This is a genomic window from Exiguobacterium sp. MMG028 (genome assembly GCF_027947425.1).
GTDB classification, from domain to species: domain Bacteria; phylum Bacillota; class Bacilli; order Exiguobacteriales; family Exiguobacteriaceae; genus Exiguobacterium; species Exiguobacterium aestuarii_A.
In genome coordinates this window covers 72047-92291 of the sequence record NZ_JAQJIN010000002.1, presented here as the reverse complement: position 1 = coordinate 92291, position 20245 = coordinate 72047, and the positions used below count along the sequence as shown (strand labels likewise).

At 50.4% G+C, this 20245-nt stretch carries 22 protein-coding genes; 18 read left to right on the top strand and 4 right to left on the bottom strand.

Annotated features, from left to right (window positions below; all coding sequences use genetic code 11):
• Positions 1 to 115 precede the first annotated feature (115 nt).
• The 5 genes from PJK55_RS07725 (at position 116) to PJK55_RS07705 (ending at position 4249) form a co-directional block, all read left to right on the top strand.
• On the top strand, positions 116 to 1171 hold the full coding sequence (locus PJK55_RS07725) for an acyltransferase family protein (RefSeq protein WP_214793707.1): 1056 nt from the start codon (positions 116 to 118) through the stop codon (positions 1169 to 1171).
• Positions 1172 to 1245: 74 nt separating this feature from the next.
• Positions 1246 to 1581, top strand: a complete 336-nt coding sequence (locus PJK55_RS07720) for an Asp23/Gls24 family envelope stress response protein (protein ID WP_074033784.1) — start codon at positions 1246 to 1248, stop codon at positions 1579 to 1581.
• Between the two features lie 200 nt (positions 1582 to 1781).
• Positions 1782 to 2447 (top strand): beta-phosphoglucomutase, encoded by a 666-nt coding sequence (gene pgmB / locus PJK55_RS07715; protein WP_271305328.1) that lies wholly within the window; start codon positions 1782 to 1784, stop codon positions 2445 to 2447.
• Positions 2448 to 2665: 218 nt separating this feature from the next.
• Positions 2666 to 3073 (top strand): Rok-like winged helix domain-containing protein, encoded by a 408-nt coding sequence (locus PJK55_RS07710; RefSeq protein WP_271305327.1) that lies wholly within the window; start codon positions 2666 to 2668, stop codon positions 3071 to 3073.
• Positions 3074 to 3196: 123 nt separating this feature from the next.
• Positions 3197 to 4249 (top strand): glycosyltransferase family 4 protein, encoded by a 1053-nt coding sequence (locus PJK55_RS07705; protein WP_074033780.1) that lies wholly within the window; start codon positions 3197 to 3199, stop codon positions 4247 to 4249.
• A 40-nt stretch (positions 4250 to 4289) separates the two neighbouring features.
• Here the strand turns inward: PJK55_RS07705 and PJK55_RS07700 are convergent, their stop codons facing one another.
• Both PJK55_RS07700 and PJK55_RS07695 read right to left on the bottom strand, forming a co-directional pair.
• Positions 4290 to 5297: an LCP family protein gene (locus PJK55_RS07700; protein WP_271305326.1), complete on the bottom strand. Its 1008-nt coding sequence runs from the start codon at positions 5295 to 5297 to the stop codon at positions 4290 to 4292.
• A 41-nt stretch (positions 5298 to 5338) separates the two neighbouring features.
• Complete coding sequence (locus PJK55_RS07695; protein WP_214745866.1) at positions 5339 to 5980, bottom strand: YigZ family protein; 642 nt, start codon at positions 5978 to 5980, stop codon at positions 5339 to 5341.
• 180 nt (positions 5981 to 6160) lie between these two features.
• Here PJK55_RS07695 and PJK55_RS07690 point away from each other — a divergent pair, with 180 nt between their 5' ends.
• From PJK55_RS07690 to treC, 6 genes are all read left to right on the top strand, one after another.
• Positions 6161 to 7285: a sensor histidine kinase gene (locus PJK55_RS07690; RefSeq protein ID WP_214785931.1), complete on the top strand. Its 1125-nt coding sequence runs from the start codon at positions 6161 to 6163 to the stop codon at positions 7283 to 7285.
• Between the two features lie 22 nt (positions 7286 to 7307).
• Positions 7308 to 8000 (top strand): response regulator transcription factor, encoded by a 693-nt coding sequence (locus PJK55_RS07685; RefSeq protein WP_271305325.1) that lies wholly within the window; start codon positions 7308 to 7310, stop codon positions 7998 to 8000.
• A 95-nt stretch (positions 8001 to 8095) separates the two neighbouring features.
• Positions 8096 to 8944 (top strand): DegV family protein, encoded by an 849-nt coding sequence (locus tag PJK55_RS07680; protein ID WP_214693694.1) that lies wholly within the window; start codon positions 8096 to 8098, stop codon positions 8942 to 8944.
• 51 nt (positions 8945 to 8995) lie between these two features.
• Entirely contained in the window at positions 8996 to 9703 is a 708-nt protein-coding gene (gene treR, locus PJK55_RS07675) for a trehalose operon repressor (RefSeq protein ID WP_271305324.1), read from the top strand.
• A 201-nt stretch (positions 9704 to 9904) separates the two neighbouring features.
• Positions 9905 to 11353, top strand: a complete 1449-nt coding sequence (gene treP / locus PJK55_RS07670) for a PTS system trehalose-specific EIIBC component (protein ID WP_224861795.1) — start codon at positions 9905 to 9907, stop codon at positions 11351 to 11353.
• A gap of 82 nt (positions 11354 to 11435) precedes the next feature.
• Entirely contained in the window at positions 11436 to 13070 is a 1635-nt protein-coding gene (gene treC / locus PJK55_RS07665) for an alpha,alpha-phosphotrehalase (protein WP_271305323.1), read from the top strand.
• Positions 13071 to 13125: 55 nt separating this feature from the next.
• On the opposite strand, the gene PJK55_RS07660 is transcribed toward treC, so the two are convergent.
• Positions 13126 to 13854: a hypothetical protein gene (locus PJK55_RS07660; RefSeq protein WP_271305322.1), complete on the bottom strand. Its 729-nt coding sequence runs from the start codon at positions 13852 to 13854 to the stop codon at positions 13126 to 13128.
• Positions 13851 to 14585: a hypothetical protein gene (locus PJK55_RS07655; protein ID WP_271305321.1), complete on the bottom strand. Its 735-nt coding sequence runs from the start codon at positions 14583 to 14585 to the stop codon at positions 13851 to 13853. The genes PJK55_RS07660 and PJK55_RS07655 overlap by 4 nt, the downstream gene beginning before the upstream one ends.
• Positions 14586 to 14752: 167 nt before the next feature.
• Between PJK55_RS07655 and PJK55_RS07650 the strand changes: the two genes are divergently transcribed.
• The 7 genes from PJK55_RS07650 (at position 14753) to flgL (ending at position 20242) form a co-directional block, all read left to right on the top strand.
• Complete coding sequence (locus PJK55_RS07650; protein WP_271305320.1) at positions 14753 to 15910, top strand: DEAD/DEAH box helicase family protein; 1158 nt, start codon at positions 14753 to 14755, stop codon at positions 15908 to 15910.
• On the top strand, positions 15907 to 16575 hold the full coding sequence (locus PJK55_RS07645) for a ComF family protein (RefSeq protein ID WP_271305319.1): 669 nt from the start codon (positions 15907 to 15909) through the stop codon (positions 16573 to 16575). Before PJK55_RS07650 ends, PJK55_RS07645 begins: the two co-directional genes overlap by 4 nt.
• Before the next feature lie 18 nt (positions 16576 to 16593).
• Positions 16594 to 16980: a flagellar protein gene (locus PJK55_RS07640; protein WP_271305318.1), complete on the top strand. Its 387-nt coding sequence runs from the start codon at positions 16594 to 16596 to the stop codon at positions 16978 to 16980.
• A gap of 23 nt (positions 16981 to 17003) precedes the next feature.
• Positions 17004 to 17255, top strand: a complete 252-nt coding sequence (locus tag PJK55_RS07635; RefSeq protein ID WP_074033759.1) for a flagellar biosynthesis anti-sigma factor FlgM — start codon at positions 17004 to 17006, stop codon at positions 17253 to 17255.
• 114 nt (positions 17256 to 17369) lie between these two features.
• Entirely contained in the window at positions 17370 to 17726 is a 357-nt protein-coding gene (gene flgN / locus PJK55_RS07630; RefSeq protein ID WP_074033757.1) for a flagellar export chaperone FlgN, read from the top strand.
• Between the two features lie 14 nt (positions 17727 to 17740).
• Entirely contained in the window at positions 17741 to 19285 is a 1545-nt protein-coding gene (gene flgK, locus PJK55_RS07625; RefSeq protein WP_271305317.1) for a flagellar hook-associated protein FlgK, read from the top strand.
• Positions 19286 to 19291: 6 nt separating this feature from the next.
• Positions 19292 to 20242: a flagellar hook-associated protein FlgL gene (gene flgL, locus PJK55_RS07620; RefSeq protein WP_271305316.1), complete on the top strand. Its 951-nt coding sequence runs from the start codon at positions 19292 to 19294 to the stop codon at positions 20240 to 20242.
• The last annotated feature ends 3 nt before the right edge of the window (positions 20243 to 20245 follow it).

Genomic DNA, 20245 nt, shown 5'->3' with positions numbered 1-20245 from the left:
ATGATAGGTGAGGGATTTTTCCAACTGACCTTCCATGCAGTCCGTGTGCGAATTGAACGTGAAAACATGAAGGTCAGCTTCATCGCAATCATCATAAAGAACTAGAGGGAATGTTATGAGAAATTATTGGTATGACAATATTAAGGGAGTACTCGTCTTACTCGTCGTGTTCGGTCACTTGTTGACGGACGTCCGCGGCGCTTATGACGACATTCTTCCGAAGTGGGTGTATTTGTTCCTGTACACCTTCCATATGCCGTTATTCATTATGCTAAGCGGTTACTTCTATCGGGAGAACCGTTATTTACGTGTGATCCAGTTGTTCGTCGTCTACGTCATTTGGCAAGTCATTCTCGGGTCATGGTTCGCTTTCACAGAAGGCATCCCGATTTTCTCGCTGGAGAATCCGGGGCTGAATCTGTTGAAACCGTATTGGGCACTCTGGTATTTGATGGCGATCATTTTCTGGTACATCATCACTCCATACGTGACGCAGCTGAAAGGGTATGTGCTATACGCACTCCTATTTGCGCTCTTGTTCGGGTTCCAGGCGGAGGCGACCGGCTATTTCGCGTTACGAAAAGTGATCATGTTCTATCCGTTCTTCTTGATCGGGAACTGGATGTCCGAACGGAACACACTCAATTTCTTTGAATTGCCGAAACGGGCTGAACAACGGAACCGCTACCGGATTGGGGGGGCGATTGTCTTTGTCACGTTGACGATTGGCCTATTGATCTCCATGCGCGTCCAACAAGATGACACGTTCTATCATATCGGAAACTTGTTCAAGTTCCGCTTCGCTTATGATACGGCGGTGCCGGAGGCGATGTGGAGCGGACCGTTCGCTTTCTTAATCGTCTATACGGTGTCACTTCTCATGTCAATCAGTTTCGCGCTCATCATTCCGGGACGAAAACTACCAATCTTCTCGAGGGCAGGACGATATAGCTTGTATGTCTATCTCGTTCACGTCTTCTTCGTCGTCGCCTGGAAAGCGTTCGTGCCGGCTGGATTCATGCCGACGTCGTGGATGCAATTGCTCGTCTTGTTCGGTGTCGCATTCGTGATGGTACTCGTGATTATCAGTCCGCCGATGGTTCGTCTCTTACGTCCGCTCGTCGAGATTGACGTGAGGCGCGTACAAAATACGAAAGGTGTGAAAGGGTAAAGTCTTTTCTAAACGCTTCATTTCCGCTACACTTTATAAAGAGGAAACGAAACTAGAGTTAAGGAAGTGACCCTATGCCATATGAAAATGGAATGCACAGCACAGAAGGTGACGTGAACGTCTCACGTCACGTCGTAGAAATGATCGCCGCAGTCGCGGTCAAAGAAACGAAACACGTATCGTTCACGCAAGAAGACACGAAATTGTCAGAACGTGCGCTCATGAAGCATGTGAAAGTCGATGAGTCAGAAGAAGGCATCACTATCAACTTGTCACTTTATATCGCATATGGGCAGTCGATCATCAAAACGGTGACGGCGGTTCAAGAGCGAATCACGCAAGATATGGACACGATGCTTGCGATGACACCACGTTCGGTGAACGTGAAAGTCGTAGGGATCCAACTGTAAATGAGAGGGGAGAGCAGAGAGCTCTTCTCTTTTTTTGATTTTTGCGAAAACGGTTGCATCAAGATAACGTTTTCATTTATAATAGAAATCGAACAAGTGCAACCGTTTGCATCATTGACCAAACGTGCGACGGGTACTTGTCAAGTTCCCTAAATGTAGTCTGACGACACAAGCATTTGAAGGAAAGGCGGAAAGCATGTATGTCAACGATTGAAGCAGTGATTTTCGATTTGGACGGTGTCATCACTGACACGGCAGAGTACCATTACCTCGCTTGGAAGCAGCTCGGTGAAGAGCTCGGAATTCCATTTGACCGCGAATTCAACGAAACGCTCAAAGGGGTGAGTCGGACTGAATCGCTCGAGCGGATCCTTACGCTCGGCGGAAAACAGAACGACTTTACGCCGGAAGAGAAAGAAGAACTCGCTCAAAAGAAAAACGAGCATTACGTTGAACTCATTCAACATATCTCATCTGACGATTTGCTTCCTGGCATCGTTTCATTCTTGGATGAAATCAAAGAGGCGGGACTTAAAATCGGAATGGCGTCTGCTTCAAAGAACGCATTTGCGGTTGTTGACGCACTAGGTGTCCGTCATTACTTCGACCATATTGTCGATGCAGCAACTGTCGCCCAGTCAAAACCACACCCCGAAGTGTTTTTGAAAGCCGCTTCTGCCCTTGGCGTGAAACCCGAACTCGCCATCGGCGTTGAAGACGCGGCTGCCGGCGTAACTGCAATCAAAGCGGCAAACATGTTTGCTGTCGCCGTCGGGGAAGAATCGATGCTTGGTCATGCAGACCTCATCGTTGCTTCTACCGACGAACTTTCACTCGACCGCATCCTCGACCGCGCTCGCGTGTAATGGACTACAATCATCTTCCGTGAGACGGCGACTGCCCCGAACAGTCGCCGTCTTTTTATAGTCCAAAAGTCCCGAATAGACAATATTGCCCAAAAAGAGATGACAAGCACATTACAAATCCGTTACACTTTTATAGAAGATATCAAGGGATTATTAGGAATTACTGATTTAAAATAGGGAATTCCTAAAATTAATTGGATGTAGAAGGGGATTTGTGTATGGAATCTACGAATGTGAATGAACACATTTATCGAGAATTGATGGAAATCGAAGAATCGTACCGTCAATTGCAACGACGTGCAGAATATTTGATCGCGGAACTGAGTCGAGACAAAGAGGAAACAGACTCAATGGCCGATGCATCAAAACGCCTACGTCCACGTCGTGTCAATCAGCGTTATCCGCTCGAAGTATATGTTCATCAAGTGACGGATCTTTTGAAAGAGCGTCAGACGATGAGCGTACGTGATATCCAAATGGAACTCGAACTTCGTTACCGCCATCACATTAGTAACATTTACCAATTGATGGTGAAGATTGAAGGGGTCAACCCAGAAATCAAAAAGATTGGTCGCGGCCTCTATACATATGAACCAGCAGAAGAAGTAGCCGTGACATTTTCATAAGCTTGAGCCGATGGGGAACGCCCCATCGGCTTTTTGTTGTAAACGGACTGATAACAACTCATCGATTCAAAATATGATATAATTCGCCAGAGTCTATTTTTTTGAGAGAGGAACTGTCGGCCCATGCTATGGATTGCCATGTTGGTCAGTTTTGTAATGGCCATCTTGATTACACCGCTCGTTCGTCGATTCGCATTCTTTATCGGTGCAGTCGATCATCCGAACGCACGAAAAGTACATTTACGGACGATGCCACGAATCGGTGGTCTGGCGATCTTCATCGCCTTCTTCATCGGCTATGCGCTACTGCTTCCGACGAGTCGTTATAATGACGCCATCTTGATCGGGGCCGTCGTGATTCTCCTGACCGGACTGATTGATGATCGTTTCCAGCTCTCTGCTCGTGTGAAGTTGATGGGGCAGATGATTGCGACGGTCGTCGTCTTGAACTCTGGGATGCGCATCGAGCTCGTCAATCTCCCGTTCGATCAGCAATTGTATCTCGGGTCATGGAGTATTCCGGTCACGGTCCTCTGGCTGATTGGGATCACGAACGCAATCAACTTGATTGACGGACTCGACGGGCTCGCCGCGGGTGTCTCGAGTATCGCCCTCGGAACGATTGCCGTCTTGGCAATCATTCAAGGGAACGTCTATTTAACGATGATGGCCTTATTGTTACTCGCGAGCACGCTCGGCTTTCTCGTCCACAACTTCTACCCAGCGAAGATTTTCATGGGGGATACGGGAGCGCTGTTTCTCGGCTATATGCTCGCCGTCTTTTCGCTGATCGGTTTTAAAAACGTAACGTTGTTTTCACTCGTCGTCCCGGTCCTCTTGCTCGGGTTGCCGATTTCGGATACGATTTTCGCGATCGTTCGTCGGCTCGTCCAAGGTCGACCGCCGATGTCACCGGACAAGTCGCATATGCACCACCAGTTGATTGACATGGGGTTCACGACGCGCCAAGCCGTGCTGCTCATGTATGGGATGACGCTATTCTTCGGCATCTCATCGATCTTGTTTGCGAAGACGACAATGCTCGGTGCCGTCATCACGTTCGTCGTGGTCCTGATTGTCATCGAATTGATTGTTGAATCAACGGAACTCATTCATCCGAACTATAAACCCATCATCCGAACGTCTCGGCGACTACTTGGTCGACCGCGAACATAAGTAAACGGCCGGTATCGCCTAGCGATACCGGCCGTTTATTTTAGTAAATCGTCGTCTCGGTCATCGAGTCATCTGTCTCATCGGTTGACGGTTCGTCCGCCGTAACGGGCATTCCAAGCTCCGTTTGAAGAAGAGCTTGTGCGTCCCGTAGGTCAGCGGGGTCGAGCTCATAATAATAGACACCGTTCAACGTCAAATCGGTTCCTTCAAGTGTTTCGCGATTGAACGACTTGAGCGATTTTGTATACGGTTGAAGCTGTGAGGCTTCCGACAAGGACATGTTCGTTCGAATGTTCTCGCCGACCGCGTTCATGATCCGGTTCAATTTGGTGAACGAGTTGATCGTGGTCGCCTCGTTGATGATGGCTTCGATGACTTGTTGCTGTCGGCCGGCCCGACCAATATCGCCGGCAGGGTCTTCTTTTCGCATGCGGGCGTATGCGAGCGCTTCTTTTCCATTCAATACTTGAACGCCCGGCTCTAACTCGACGTTTCCGGTCGCTTTTCCGGAAATGGGGATGAGGACGTCGATCTCGACGCCGCCGACCGCATCGACGAGGTCTTCAATGCCATCAAAATTGATGGTCGCATAGTAGTCGATGGGGATGTCGAGCAAGTTTTCAACGGTCGCGATGGTCGCATCGATGCCTCCATACGAGTAAGCGTGGTTGATCTTGTCTTTGAACGGGTCTCCTTCATCAAGGATGATATCGACATACGAGTCGCGAGGGATGCTGACGAGTGTCACTTGACGCGATTCTTTGTTGAACGTCGCGACCATCAACGAATCACTTCGGCCTTCTTCAAGCGAGGCGCCGCCATCGACCCCTGCTAACAGGACGGAGAAGTGGTCTTTCGTCAAATCGATGGTTTCGTCACGACGCTCTGACTTGTCGCCACGCTCCAACTCTTTGTTCGCGTTCTCGGCGGTCTCGTTCGCTTTGAAGACAAAATAGCCGAAAGCAGAACCGCCGATCAGCAAGACGACACCCAACACGATGAGGACGATTTTCCAAGGTGACTTTTTCTTGCGTGGGGGTGTTTCCATGTGGATTCCTCATTTCAGTTGTTTCTTTTAGTATAGGCGTTTCAGCGTTTGAAATCACGTTCGATGATGCGGATATCGTGGGTTTGTAGCGCACCTTGACCGTTCGTCATATCTGTCAGCCAATCGAGCGCTACAGTTGTCTCTTCCACGGGTACTGAAACGTGAAACGTGACGAGGTCGGCGTACGAGATGTCGTCGAGCAAGTAGGTAGACTGTCGCAATTCGTTCTCGACTTTACCGATCCAGGTGTAGTCGACGGTGAGCGTCAGTTGCTGCATTTGCAAGCGTTCGACAATCCCGATCGCATCGAGTCCTTCGCTGACGGTCCCACCATATGCCCGGATGAGTCCACCTCCGCCTAATTTGATGCCTCCGAAATAACGTGTCACGACGACGACCGTGTCTTTGAGGTGACGTTTCCGCAACACCTCGAGCATCGGCATTCCCGCTGTACCACTCGGCTCCCCGTCATCGTTCGCTTTCTGGTGTTCGTTCCGTTCCCCAATGATGTAGGCAGAACAGTTGTGGTTCGCGTTCCAATGCTCTTTTTTGATGCCTTGGATAAACGACTGCGCCTCTTCCTCGGTTTCGACACGTTTGAAGTGGGCGATAAATTTTGACTTTTGTATGACGACTTCGTATGTTCCACTTTGTTTTATAGTATAATTTGACTCAATAGACATTTCTGAAAATTCTCCTTTCTATTTTTAAATATTTTTTTTAGAATTCAAGTAGGCACACACGCTTCAATTGGCGAATGCAATTTATAGAAAATCTCTCATGTTCACTGTAAACCTGGTTTCAAGTGGACGATATATAAGGATAGATGAGGATTAACTACCGAACTATTAGGGGATGGCATCGTGAATCATATTACCGATCGGACAGCTTTAGAACATATCATAACAAATATGATTGATACGGTGACGGAAAGTAAAGAGGAGATTGTCCGTATAACCGAAAGTTCATCAACTGAATATTCTGCGATTCAAAACGAGTTGAAAGAATTGACGGATAAAATCGAGTTCTACATCGAGGAGTCCGATCGACTCGACCGACTCGTGAAAGCCGCAAAAGCCAAGCTCGTTCAAGTCAGCAAAAAGTTTCATATACATAGTGAGCAAGAAATTCGTGACGCCTATGAACGGGCGAATCAGATGCAACTGGAGCGGTTTCTCGTTCAAAAAGAAGAGATGGCGGCCCAGCAGCGTCGTAACGATTTAGAACGACGTCTTCTTATTTTAGAGGACACGATCGAACGTGCCGAAAAGCTGATTGGTCGTGTCAGCGTCGTCTTGAACTTCTTACGGGACGACCTGCAACAAGAATATTCGGACATGATGAAAAAGCAGGAGATGGCCATCGGTGTATTCGAAGCGGCCGAGCGTGAACGACGTCACCTCGCTCGCGAGATGCACGACGGACCGGCGCAATCGCTTGCCCACATTTTGATTCGTGCCGACTTGATTGAAAAGACGTTTGATAAACGAGGGAAAGATGAAGCGTTTGCCGAATTACATGAATTGAAAAAGTTGATTCGTGGAGCACTCGTCGACGTACGTCGCCTGATTTACGATTTGCGTCCGATGTCGCTTGACGATTTAGGCTTTTTACCGACGCTCGAGCGCTATCTCCACCAAACGGAAGAGTATACGGCCATCAAGACGCGTCTCAACTATCGCGGGTCACGTGCCCGTCTGCCGGAGAAGTTAGAAATCAACGTGTTCCGTCTCGTGCAGGAAGCGGTACAAAATGCGATCAAGCATGCCAAGACGCCAGAGATCATCGTCAATGTCGAACAGGCGAGCGATGTGATTCACCTTCACATCCGCGACTATGGCATCGGTTTCGAACCGAGTTCGATTGGCGAAGAGTCGTTTGGGATCGTCGGGATGCGTGAGCGAATTGAGTTGGTGAACGGAAGTATCACCATTGACTCGGAAGTCGGCAAGGGGACGGTCGTCCGCATGTCGATTCCGATTCCGTGAGAGAACAAGGGGGAAGACATACATGGAAATGACACAGACACGCATTGCAATCGTGGATGATCACGAACTGTTCCGCGAAGGATTGAAGCGGATTTTTGATTTAGAAGATGAATTTACGGTCGTCGCAGAAGGACGGACGGGTCGCGAGGCGATTCGCATCGCCGGCGAGCAAAAACCGGAGATCATGATCTTAGACATCAACATGCCGGACATGAACGGGATCGAGGCGACAAAGCAACTGTCGCTCCTGTCACCGGAGACACGCGTCCTCATCCTCTCGATCCACGATGATGAGTCTTATATCACGCATGCGCTCGAAGCGGGCGCGTCTGGTTTTCTCTTAAAAGAAGTGGCATCGACCGAATTGATTTCGGCGGTCCGTGCCGTCGCTCGCGATGGGGCTTACCTACACCCGAAAGTGACGACAAACGTCTTGAAAGAATACCGTCGCCTTTTACAATTCAAAGGGGAACAAGCGGGTCGTGGCGTCGAAAGTCGCACGGATGATCCGGTATATCAACTGTTGTCACGTCGTGAGGTCGAGGTGCTGCACCTTCTCGCGGATGGTCGATCGAACCGAGACATCAGTGACATGTTGTTCATCAGTGAAAAAACGGTTAAAAACCATGTGTCCTCTGTCCTCCGTAAAATGGATGTGAACGACCGGACGCAAGCGGTCGTCGATGCGATTCGCCGGGGATGGGTCGAGATTTGAGCGTCACCGATGCTTTACCTCGTTTTTGTGTTACAATATGGAATGGAATCCTAACATAATTGGAAAAATGAAACGACGTAAAGTGAGGATATAGTATGGGAAACATTGCGATTTTAACCGACAGTACCGCCTATCTGTCGGATGATTTTTTGGCACGACATGACGTCCATGTCGCTCCACTCAGTGTCATCTTCGATGGCGCGTCGTACCGCGAGTCGATCGATATGTCGACGGAGGCGTTCTATGAGCGAATCGAGGCAGGCAAACTGCCGACGACGTCACAACCGGTCATCGGTGAGACGGTCGAGTTGATTGAGAATTTGCCGGATGATGTGACGGACGTGATTGCTATCACACTCTCAAGTGGCATCAGCGGAACATACCAGTCGATGGTCGCGTTAAATGATATGGTCGACGTGACCGTTCATGCGTTTGACTCTGAGATTTCTTGTATGCCGCAAGCGTTCATGGTCGAAGAGGCGTTAAACCTCCGTGACAAAGGTGCCACACCGGAAGAAATCATCGCCCGACTCGAGACGGTCCGTGATTCGATTCGCGCCTATTTCGTCGTCGATGATCTCGATCATCTACAACGTGGTGGACGATTGAGCGCCGCGCAAGCGCTCGTCGGCTCGTTCTTACAAATCAAGCCGGTCCTTCACTTCCAAGACAAGTTGATTGTTCCATTTGAGAAGATTCGTACGTATAAGAAGGCTGTACGTCGAATCGAAGAAATGATGGACGAGTCGATCGCAGGTGACGGTGAGGGATACTGTATCGGAATCATTCACGCCAACTGCCCGGAGCGTCAGGCGGAAGAAATCGCTTCGATGAAACAGAAGTTCCCGAAAGCACACATCTCGGGAAGCCATTTCGGTCCGGTCATCGGAACGCATCTCGGACCTGGTGCAATCGGCATCACTTGGTATCGTCGCGAATGGTAAACCACAAGACGACCGTTTCTGGTCGTCTTTTTCAATGGAGGAGGGAATGCGATGGCGAAATATCGCCAAATATTTGAGCGGTTGGCAGAAGAGATGCGGAACGGCACGAGACCTGCAGACTCGAAACTCCCGTCGGAGACGGAGCTGATGCATCAGTTCGAGGCAAGTCGGGGGACGGTCCGAAAGGCACTCGATCTCTTACAGGAAAACGGGTACGTCCGGAAGCACCACGGGAAAGGTGTCTTTGTGTTGAAGCGCGACCAGATCGAGTTTCAATTCAATGGGATTGTCAGTTTCTCAGAAGTGTACGCCAGCATGCTCGGTCGCTCCATCCAGACGCACGTTGCGGCGTTCGAAGAGATGGAGGCCCCACCTTGGCTCGTCGAACGGATGAACTTGAAACCGGGAACGCATGTGTTTCGCATCGAACGCGTCCGAAACTTTGACGGGGAGAACGTCATCCTCGACATCAACTATTTCGTCAAAGACCTCGTTCCTGGATTGACAGCAGAAATCGCTGCTCGATCGATTTATGGCTATATCGAAGGAGAGCTTGGCTTACAGATCAGCTACGCCAAACGAAAGATTGCGGCAGAAGACGTGACCGAGCTCGACCGGATGCGTCTTGATTTGCACGACTATGAATATGTCATCGTCATCACAAACGATACGTTCTTATATGAAGGACAACAATTCGAATATACGGAATCCCGTCACCGCTTGGACAAGTTCCAGTTCAGTGACGTCGCCCGGCGCTAAACCTCTTTCGAACAGGAAGAGGTTTTTTGTTTAAGTAAACTCGATTAAGGGAATTTTTTACAATAAATCCGGTCACAGAACCTTCACTCAAACTTATCTATATAAGTTGTTGACTTGACTTATATAGATAAGTTATACTTTGTTTGTACTCATAAGTAACCGTTTTCATTAGAAGTTTTCAAACAAAGGAGGACAATAAACATGAAGGCAGATTATCGTCAAATTGCCGCAGACATCCTAGAAGCGATCGGCGGCAAAGACAACGTGGACAAAGCCGCACACTGTGTGACACGTCTCCGTCTCTCCCTCAAAGACCAGTCAAAAGTCGATGAGGCACGTGTGAAAGAAGTCGATCTCGTCAAAGGGGCGTTCGAGAACTCGGGCGTGTATCAAATCGTCATCGGAGCCGGTGATGTCGACCGCGTCTATGCCGAATTCATCAAACTCGCAGGACTCGAGGCGGCAACGGTCGCCGAGGTCAAATCCGCAGGCGGCAAAAAAATGAATCCGCTTCAAAAACTCGTCAAAGTCTTCTCTGACGTCTTTATGCCAATCATTCCAGCCATCATCGTGGCCGGTCTCCTTATGGGGATCAACAACTTACTTGCTTCTGAAGGTCTCTTCATCGACGGGCAGACGCTCATCGAGGCTTATCCGAACTTACAAGGACTTTGGGACCTCATCAACATGATGGCGAACACGTCATTCGTCTTCTTACCGGCACTCGTCGGATGGTCGGCGACGAAACGTTTCGGTGGAAGCGAAGTGCTCGGGATTGTCATGGGTCTCTTGCTTGTCCACCCGGACCTCTTGAACGCTTGGGGCTACGGAACAGCGGCACTTGAAGGAGAAGTACCGACATTCGATATCCTCGGATTGTTCGAGATTGAGAAAGTCGGATATCAAGGTCAAATCTTGCCGGTTCTCGCTGCGGCTTATATTTTGAGCCAAATTGAGATATTCTTGAAAAAACGTGTACCGAATGCGATTCAACTCTTGGTCGTTCCGATCACGACGATCGTCGTCACTGGATTCCTTGCACTTGCAATCGTTGGACCAATCACACGCGGAATTGGTAATGTGATTGCGACAGGACTCGTCAACACGTTTGAAGCCGTACCGGTCGTCGGGGCACTCCTCTTCGGGTTGTTCTACGCACCACTCGTCGTCACAGGGATGCATCACTTGTTCATCGCCATCGACCTTCAGTTGATCGCAGATACAGGCGGTACGTTCATCTGGCCGATGATCGCACTCTCAAATATCGCACAAGGTTCTGCTGCACTCGCGATGTTCTTCGTCTACAAGCACAACGCGAAGCAAAAGAGCATGGCATCGACTTCAGCAATCTCGGCTTACTTCGGGATCACGGAGCCGGCGATGTTCGGGGTCAACTTGCCGAATAAATTCCCGTTCTACTCTGCGATGATCGGGTCAGCGATCGCAGCCATCTTCATCACACTGAATGATGTTCAAGCAATCGCAATCGGTGTCGGAGGACTCCCTGGATTCCTCTCAATCTTCACAGACAAAATCCTTCTCTTCATCGTCGGGATGGTCATCGCGATCATCGTACCGTTCGCGCTCACGTTCATCTTGTCGAAGCGCTACATGAAGAAAGGTGAAATCGAAGAAAATAAAGTCGCATAAGCATTGACTCGGGAGGGAGGGACGGCAGTTCTTCCCTCTTTCCTATTGAAATGAAAACTCTTACAAAAAGGAGATGTCGTTGATGACACAGAAAAATTGGCGCAAATCAGTCGTCTATCAAATTTACCCGAAAAGCTTTTACAGTCCGGAAGGAAACGCGACCGGATCAATCAAAGGGGTGACGGCGAAGCTAGATTACTTGGCAGAACTCGGCATCGAATACATTTGGATGACGCCTGTCTATCAGTCACCTCAACACGACAACGGCTATGACGTGAGTGATTACTATGCCATCGACCCGTCTTACGGCACGATGGAAGACCTCGACGAATTGATCCGTGAGGCAGAGGCGCGGGGCATTGGCCTCATGATGGACATCGTCGTCAACCACTCGTCGACAGACCATGAATGGTTCCAGAAATCATTGGCGGGAGACGAGCGGTACCGTGACTACTACATCTGGCGCGACGAGCCGACGAACTGGGAATCGAAGTTCGGTGGGAACGCGTGGGAATATGACGAGAAGAGCGGGCAATACTATCTCCACTTGTTCGATGTGACCCAGGCCGACTTGAACTGGGAGAACGAACAGATGCGTGAAGACGTCTATGAGATGATGCGCTTCTGGCGCGAGAAAGGAATCAAAGGGTTCCGTCTCGACGTCATCAACTTGATCTCAAAAGAACAAGATTTCCCGGAAGACGAGTCGGACGGCCGGAAATTCTACACGGACGGCCCACGCATCCACGAATATTTGAAAGAGATGAACCGAGAAGTATTTGACGGGCATGACGTCATCACGGTCGGGGAGATGTCGTCGACGACGCTCGACCATTGCGTGCGCTATTCGAACCCGGACGAGAACGAGCTCAGCATGACGTTCAGCTTCCATCACTTGAAAGTCGACTATCCGAACGGCGAGAAATTCGTCGCCTCCCCGTTCGACTTCATCCAGTTGAAAGACATCATGTCGACGTGGCAACAAGGGATGCACGGGAAGGGATGGAACGCCATCTTCTGGTGCAACCATGACCAACCGCGCGTCGTCAGCCGTTTCGGGAACGACACGAACCATCGCGTCGAGAGTGCGAAGATGCTTGCGACCGTGCTCCACGGACTCCAAGGGACACCGTACATCTATCAAGGAGAAGAGATCGGGATGACGAATCCTGGCTTTGATGATTTGAACGAGTACCGTGACATCGAGACGCTCAACAACTATAAGTTGAAACGCGAAGAAGGTGTGTCGCATGAAGACATGATGGCAGCCATCAAACAAAAGTCACGCGACAACTCGCGGACGCCGATGCAGTGGGATGCGACGACGCATGCCGGCTTCACGAACGGCACACCGTGGATCAACGTGGCACCGAACTACCAGGACGTGAACGTCGAAGCAGCGCTCGATGACCCGAACTCGGTGTTCTACCACTACAAGAACTTGATTGCATTACGAAAAGAACTTGACGTCTTGACGGACGGGGACTACACGCTCCTCACACCTGATTCGTTAGACGTTTGGGCATATACACGGAAGACGGACCGCGAGGAGCTCCTCGTCGTCGCCAACTTCTATGGAACGGAAACGACGTACACCATCCCGGAAGGTTTCGAGCGGGTGAGCGTCGTCAGCCACAACTACGACGTGCCTGAGCTCGACGGGACGACGTTGTCCCTTCGTCCGTACGAGGCGATCATGTTCTACAAACAGAAATAAGTGCAGCTTGCACGAAAACGGATCATCCCGCATGTCGGATGATCCGTTTTTTCGTTCAGTCGGTGAGGATCCGGCTTTCGATGATGTCTTCGAGGAGCGGAGATTCCAATTCATCGTAAAAGAGGGAGGGGACGAAATAGATGTCGTCTTGATCGGTCACGCTGAGCGATAGCGTATGGAACGGGACTTGATGGTCATCGAAATAGCGTCTCGTTCCTCTCGCAATATCTGAAAGTGATTCGTTTGTTGAAGTCGGTTGGGACAAGTCGAGATGGAGGTGACCATACATGGTTCCATATGCAATCAGATCGAATGCTTCGTCTAACTCTAAATCGCTCGGGGAAATGCCTTCCACCACTGAGTCGTCTTCTTTTCTACGGATGAATCCCTGTCCATAGGTAATGGGGTAGGGGAACGTGTCAGAACGTAAGACGCGTTCTGTCCATGCAGCGTATTCATCATTCAACCGTTGATAAGTCGTTTCTCGAAGATGGACCTGATCATAATCATCGTGTGTGACTTGTCCATTGCGTTTCACGTAGACCGTGAACGTCGTATCAGGACTCGTTGGAGAAGTGAATGTGACGAAGTAACGTGTGCTATGTGGGAACATGTAGTCGACTTGTTGGACACGCACGTCAAGTGCGGGATAGGTGTAACGAACATATGCTACTGCACTATTCGATACACGCTGTTTCTCGGCATCTGTACCGAAAACGATGCGAACCCCGAACGTGGCGACAATGATGGTGCCACAAAGAAGAAAGAAAATCCTCCATTTCATTGTGACATCACCTCATCGTGCTGACGCTGGATGATTTGTTCGAGCTCGGGAGAGTCGATTGCTTCTCGTGACACGCTACCCGTATAAAACCAGTCCTCCTCCCCGCGAAGCGTGACGGACATCGTTCGGAACGGAACGCCAGCCGCGTCCATGTTATGCTTCAAATCTCGTAATAGAAATGCTGCACGATTGACCGTCGTGGTAGGGACATCCACAGAAATAAATAGACTGCCATGGTTATCACCGATATCTTGAATGTCATAGTCCTGATCGAGGCGAAGAGATTGGAGGTCCAAGGATTCTTCCGGTGAATCGGGTCCGTCCTTTGGGATGAGGACGTCATCGCTCAGATGAACATGTTCTGGGAGCGCGGGTCCGACCAATCGACGATACGCATCATGAATCCGGTCAAACGTATTCACTCCTGAGGTGACGTTCGCATAATCATTGAACGTGATGTCACCATCCGCCGTAATGTGCAATTCAAAATGTGTGTCGATGCTCGTGTCGGAATCGATGGTGAGGAGATAAAGGTCACTTCCCCACATCATCATAGTGGCGCTCGTGATTTCGAGGGATTGATCGCGGTGGTGATCCTCGAGATACGTGGCAGCGACTTGGCGAACGAACTGTTCGTCTTTCGGATAACCGAACAAAAAATGAGAGAGTAGTGTGAAGCTACCGTATAAGATCAAACCTATTCCAACCAAAGAGCCGATGAATCGTCGCATCCGTTCCACGTCCTCACAATTTAGTCTATTTTTCCCATAATCATAACGGATAAAATACGGAAGCGTCATCCGTCAAAAGAACGATTGCCAAAGGGATTTGTACATCAAGAGGATTCGCACGCACATGTGTGTCTTGTTAGCGTGAAAGGAAAAAGGAGCAAAGAGATATGGGGGAACTCATCGTCGCATCAAACGGGACGCGTGCCATCCGTTTTGGCATCTGCCAACGATGTCTCAGCATGAACGTCCGGACGTTCACTTGTCATCACGGGTCGTGTGCTTACTGTCGGAACTGTCTTTATCTTGGGCGGGTCTGCCGCTGTGATTTTCTACAGGAGCGAGTCATCACGACACCTTCCGAAACGACCGATTTGACGATGCCATTCGAACTCGCACCAGCCCAAACGCGGGTCGCAAGTCAACTGCTCACATGGTGGGACGAACGGAAGACCGGTCTCGTCCATGCGGTGTGTGGCGCCGGGAAGACCGAGATGACGTTCCCCGTGATCGAGCAGGTCGTCAATGAAGGGAAGCGGGTATTGATCGTGTCCCCGAGGAAAGACGTTGCCATCGAATGGGTAGAACGGCTCGAACAAGCATTCACCGTGCCCATCACGAGACGGTACGGGGGTGGAGAGAAAGATTTCATCGGGATGATCACGGTGGCGACCGCACCGTTACTACTCAATCTACGTGACGTATTCGATTATGTCCTCGTCGATGAGTCCGATGCCTTCCCGTTCGCTTTTGACGTGACGTTATGGCGCACCATCTATCGGGTCGGGAAAGGGGTGTTTGTCTTCATCACTGCGACTCCGACCGCTTGGCAACAGATGGTTTCGACGGTGCATCTGTCCCGCCGTTATCACGGATTTGATTTGCCGGTCCCGACACTCGTCAAACAGTCGGACGAGCAGATTACCGACTTCTGTCGACGTCACGCCGCAAAACCGCGTCTCCTGTTCGTGCCGACAAAGCCTCACCTCGAGCAATATCGCAAAACGTTAGAAGACGCAGGGTTTACGTGTCGGACGGTATCGGCCGAGACCGAGGAGCGGACCGACGCGCTTCACTGGCTTCAAGAGACGAAGGGAATCGTCCTTGCGACATCGATCTGGGAGCGGGGGATGACGGTCCGGGACGTGCAGGTCGGAGTGCTCGAGAGCGAACATCGACTCTTCTCGACACGAGGTCTCATCCAAATGGCGGGGCGGGCCGGACGAAAGCCGGATGCGCCGACAGGGGAGGTCTGTTTCTTTTATCGTGAACGGACGTTTTGGCAAGATCTCGCCATCCGGGCGATCGTGAAGGCGAACAGTCGATGAAATGTCTTCTCTGTCACCAACCGATGACCGTCCCGTGGACACCGGCCACGTTATGGCGACGCGACTGGGTGTGCCCTTCATGTGAGGATCGACTGACGCCGCTCGGGACAGGCTGCCCGCGCTGTGGTCAACCGAACGAGACGGGAGAGACGTGCTCAGATTGTATCCGCTGGCTCGCGCTCGGCTCTGATTTGACCGTCCGTTGCCTGTACGCCTATGACGAGGCAGGAATCGAGTGGCTACATCGCTTCAAATTCAGTGGCGACGTCGTCATCGCCGCATCGGTCGCACCAAAACTTCGGGCACTGCGAGAACCTGGCGCGACATATGTGCCCGTCCCGCTCAGTGACGAACGACACAGGTCGCGTCGCTTCAACCAAGCGGAAGTGCTCGCACGAAAGGTTGGTCCAACCCGGCAACTGATCGAGAAAACCGAGGTTTCGAGTCAACGCGAACTCGGGAAAGAAGAAAGACGACACCGAACGAATCCTTTCACTGTACCAACTTCAGTGAAATGTGGGAAAATCATTCTTGTAGACGACGTCTATACGACGGGGACGACGCTCCATCAGGCGGCATTTTCACTGCGGCAGGCGGGTGCGACAGAAGTTTCTGCGATTTGCTTATTTCGGGCGCTAAACAAATCAAAAACCCGTCCGATATAAAAGGCAGAGGTGAAACCAATGGATGCAGCATCTTGCCAAATGTGCGGACGCTTGTTTATGAAACAAGGTCGCTCGCCTTATTGCCCATCATGTAGTGAAGTCGACTTCCAAAACTTCTTGAAAGTCCGTGACTTCATTCGTGAACCAGAAAACAAATCAATGAACATCGGCGCCCTCGTCGAAGCGACGGGTGTGTCGGAACTTGATATCACGCGATATATCCATGAAGGACGCCTGATCATCAAGGACAACCCGGAACTCCTCGTCGGCTGCGTACGTTGTGGTCAACCGACGAACGAAGGGAAAGTCTGTTCGAACTGCCAGAGAGATATGCAGAAGGAACTGTCTAGTCTACAAGAGAGCTTGACGAAGTCGTCAAGTGCTCGCGCTTATCGTTTGGATTAACATCATGAAGAGGGGGAAGACGCATGCGCATCGATTCAGCCAAGTGGGTACATTTACCGAACACTTATGAAAAGAAAACGCAAGTCGAGCCGAAGCCCGCGCCATCACGCCAAACGGACCAATTGTCAATCTCGGCGGAAGCCCGCGCCCGGTTTGAAGAACCGGTGAAACATCCGGACCGTCTCGCAAAAATCGACGCTTTGAAAGCAGAGATTGATGCGGGCACGTATTCACGGGACGCGCGTGAAATCGCCAAACGCTTTCTACAAGGATGAATGGAAGCGAGGTCCGTTTGAGGCCTTCGCACTGAATAACACGGCACGGAAGCTGACTAAATAAGGGGCACCCCTTTCTTTAGTCGGCTCTTTTTTTGAAAAAAGGAGAGACTCATGCTCACATTACATAAACGTTTACTCGAATTGGCCTACACGAAAGAACAGTTACTCGTCCAAAATGACATGGCCGCTTTTAGCGCGCTCGTCAAAGAAGAGGCGAAACTTGTCCGACAAATCTCACAAAAAGAAGCGGAACGACTTCAAGGGACGTATGAATTGGACGATGAAGAGATAGAGGAACTGAGACCGGTCTTGTTCGAGTTGAAGCGTCAGAACGAATTGAACGCATCGCTTCTCGAACAGTCCCTTCGTTATATTACCTGGCACTTGGACATGCTCTTGCCAGAAGCAGATGATTTCACATACGGACAACAGGCGTTTGAAACGCGCTCGTTCAGCCGTGACGTTTAAGGAGGAAGTACAGAATGGGTTCAACATTTATGGGACTAGAGACGGCGCGCCGCAGCCTGACGACACACCAATGGGCGTTACAGGCGACGGGGAACAACGTGGCGAACGCTTCAAACCCTGGCTATTCACGCCAACGCCTCACCCTCGGGATGACGGAACAGCTCTCGGTCAACTTCGGCGGAACGAAAGCCGGACAATTCGGGACCGGGGTACGCGGGGAGACGCTCGCCCGGATTCGCGATCTGATGATCGACCAACAGTATCGCGACGAGTCGGTGAAGAACGCGTTCTATGCGACGAAAGAAGCGGCGTTCGGGCGGATGGAGGACATCATCAACGAACCGTCTGAGAATGGACTCGCCCATGCGCTCGATAAATTTTGGTCATCCCTTCAAGACTTGGCGGTCAACCCGGATGATACGGGTGCGCGAAGCGTGGTTCGGCAGCGAGCGTTGACGTTGACACAAACGTTCAACTACATGTCTTCTTCGTTATCGAAAGTTCAAGAGGATTTGAAAGCAGAAGCGGGCGTCGTCACGAAAAAAATCAACGACTTGTTGACGAAAATCGGTGACGTCAACCGTCAAATCGGGGATGCGGAACCGCTCGGGGTCTTACCGAACGAATTGTATGATGAGCGCGATCGTTACATGGACGAGTTGTCACAATATATCAAGTTCGAACGTGTCCCAGTCGATTACACGAACGGGGAAACACGCGGGAACTCGCAACGTGTCGCGGAAGGACGGATTGATATTCAGATTTCCGTACCTGGTGTCATTGATCCCACAAATCCGAGCGCGCCGCCAAAACCTATCAAAGTGAAATTGGTCGATGGCATCACGGGTGGTGTCGGAGCAGTGACCGAGTCGACATACCGTGCGGCAGATGCTGCGACAACTAAGGCGATGACCCTCCAAGACATGCCGAACGGTAAGCTACGAGCACTTGTCGAAATGTATGGATCCACGTCGGGGGGAGAGGCGCATAAAGGCGAATTCGAACAAATGCTGTTGGATTTAGATGCCATGGCCAAAGAATTCACGACGGCATTTAATAATTTGCATAAGACTTTTTACGACGGGAACGTTCAAGACAATCCTCGCCAAACCGGTATTGACTTCTTTTTTGGCAGCGATGCGAAGACCGTAACGGTCAATCCGAAAATTTTAGAGAACTTGAACTTGATCGCTATCTCAAAAGACAAAAACATCGGAGACGGTAGCGGGGCTCTTGACTTGGCAAACTTAAAGAATGCGCAAATTGCATTTTCAGGTGGTTCAGCTTTAGTTACCACGTCGATTGGTAAGTATTATCAGAACGTCATCGGGAACATGGCTGTCAAGGCGAGCCAGAACGGCAACCTCGCCAAGAGTACATTCGCTCTGTTGAGCAGTTCAGACCAGCGGCGTCAGTCGGTCAGTGCCGTCTCGCTCGATGAAGAGATGACGATGATGATCCAGTATCAGCACGCTTATAATGCAGCGGCCCGTAACATCACGGCCGTCGATGAAATGTTAGACAAAATCATTAACGGCATGGGTGTCGTAGGGAGGTAATGACTGATGCGTGTCACACAGACAATGCTCACACAGACGAACTTGAAGCATTTATCCAGTAGCTACAACACACTCGCTCGTGTCCAGGAACAACTCATCAGCGGGAAACGGATTCAAAAAGCATCGGAGGACCCAGTCGTCGCGATGCAAGGCATTCGTTACCGGACAGAAGTACGTGAAGTCGACCAATTCCGTCGTAACGTCAGCGAGGCGACGAGCTGGATGGATCTGACGGACTCGACGCTCAACGAGGTCACGGAAGCCGTCAAGCGGATTCGTGAATTGACGACGCAAGCGGCGAACGATACGTATGAATCATCGCAACGTGCCATCATCAAGAGTGAGGTCGACCAGTTGATCGAACATATCGGCTCACTCGCCAACTCGAAGGCGGGCGAGAAGTATATTTATAACGGGACGAAAACGGATCAACCGCTCATTAACATGGAGAAGTTGAAGGGATTCTTGGCGGCTGATCCAGCAAGTCCGGTCACGATTGATGAAATTTATATGACGACGCCAGTTCCTGACAAATTGAATCCGAGTGGTAAAATCGAATTCGAGGTCTCAAAAGGAATCACCGTACAAGTGAATATGCAACCGGAAACGATTTTCGGGAAAGAATTGTTCGAGGGACTTCAAAAGATGAGTGGTTTACTGGCAAAAGAAACGACGGGTGGTGCCGACCTATCGGCTGAACTCGACACGCTCGATACACTTGGTCAAAACTTGATCACAGAACGTGCCGAACTCGGTGCCCGGGCGAACCGTTTGGAGCTCATCGACAACCGTCTACAAGACCATGAAATCATCGCCAAGACAATCATGTCCGACAACGAAGACATCGACGTCGAGAAAGTCATCATGGAGTTGAAATCCCATGAGACGGTACACCGCGCCGCACTCTCGGCAGGTGCTCGGATCATTCAACCGACGCTCCTTGACTTCCTCCGGTAATCG

Bases quoted from the DNA above. Each gene is read 5' to 3' on its own strand.
- PJK55_RS07725 (WP_214793707.1), top strand. From the start codon at position 116: ATGAGAAATTATTGGTATGACAATATTAAGGGAGTACTCGTCTTACTC.
- PJK55_RS07720 (WP_074033784.1), top strand. From the start codon at position 1,246: ATGCCATATGAAAATGGAATGCACAGCACAGAAGGTGACGTGAACGTC.
- pgmB (WP_271305328.1), top strand. From the start codon at position 1,782: ATGTCAACGATTGAAGCAGTGATTTTCGATTTGGACGGTGTCATCACT.
- PJK55_RS07710 (WP_271305327.1), top strand. From the start codon at position 2,666: ATGGAATCTACGAATGTGAATGAACACATTTATCGAGAATTGATGGAA.
- PJK55_RS07705 (WP_074033780.1), top strand. From the start codon at position 3,197: ATGCTATGGATTGCCATGTTGGTCAGTTTTGTAATGGCCATCTTGATT.
- PJK55_RS07700 (WP_271305326.1), bottom strand. From the start codon at position 5,297: ATGGAAACACCCCCACGCAAGAAAAAGTCACCTTGGAAAATCGTCCTC.
- PJK55_RS07695 (WP_214745866.1), bottom strand. From the start codon at position 5,980: ATGTCTATTGAGTCAAATTATACTATAAAACAAAGTGGAACATACGAA.
- PJK55_RS07685 (WP_271305325.1), top strand. From the start codon at position 7,308: ATGGAAATGACACAGACACGCATTGCAATCGTGGATGATCACGAACTG.
- PJK55_RS07680 (WP_214693694.1), top strand. From the start codon at position 8,096: ATGGGAAACATTGCGATTTTAACCGACAGTACCGCCTATCTGTCGGAT.
- treR (WP_271305324.1), top strand. From the start codon at position 8,996: ATGGCGAAATATCGCCAAATATTTGAGCGGTTGGCAGAAGAGATGCGG.
- treP (WP_224861795.1), top strand. From the start codon at position 9,905: ATGAAGGCAGATTATCGTCAAATTGCCGCAGACATCCTAGAAGCGATC.
- treC (WP_271305323.1), top strand. From the start codon at position 11,436: ATGACACAGAAAAATTGGCGCAAATCAGTCGTCTATCAAATTTACCCG.
- PJK55_RS07660 (WP_271305322.1), bottom strand. From the start codon at position 13,854: ATGAAATGGAGGATTTTCTTTCTTCTTTGTGGCACCATCATTGTCGCC.
- PJK55_RS07655 (WP_271305321.1), bottom strand. From the start codon at position 14,585: ATGCGACGATTCATCGGCTCTTTGGTTGGAATAGGTTTGATCTTATAC.
- PJK55_RS07650 (WP_271305320.1), top strand. From the start codon at position 14,753: ATGGGGGAACTCATCGTCGCATCAAACGGGACGCGTGCCATCCGTTTT.
- PJK55_RS07645 (WP_271305319.1), top strand. From the start codon at position 15,907: ATGAAATGTCTTCTCTGTCACCAACCGATGACCGTCCCGTGGACACCG.
- PJK55_RS07640 (WP_271305318.1), top strand. From the start codon at position 16,594: ATGGATGCAGCATCTTGCCAAATGTGCGGACGCTTGTTTATGAAACAA.
- PJK55_RS07635 (WP_074033759.1), top strand. From the start codon at position 17,004: ATGCGCATCGATTCAGCCAAGTGGGTACATTTACCGAACACTTATGAA.
- flgN (WP_074033757.1), top strand. From the start codon at position 17,370: ATGCTCACATTACATAAACGTTTACTCGAATTGGCCTACACGAAAGAA.
- flgK (WP_271305317.1), top strand. From the start codon at position 17,741: ATGGGTTCAACATTTATGGGACTAGAGACGGCGCGCCGCAGCCTGACG.
- flgL (WP_271305316.1), top strand. From the start codon at position 19,292: ATGCGTGTCACACAGACAATGCTCACACAGACGAACTTGAAGCATTTA.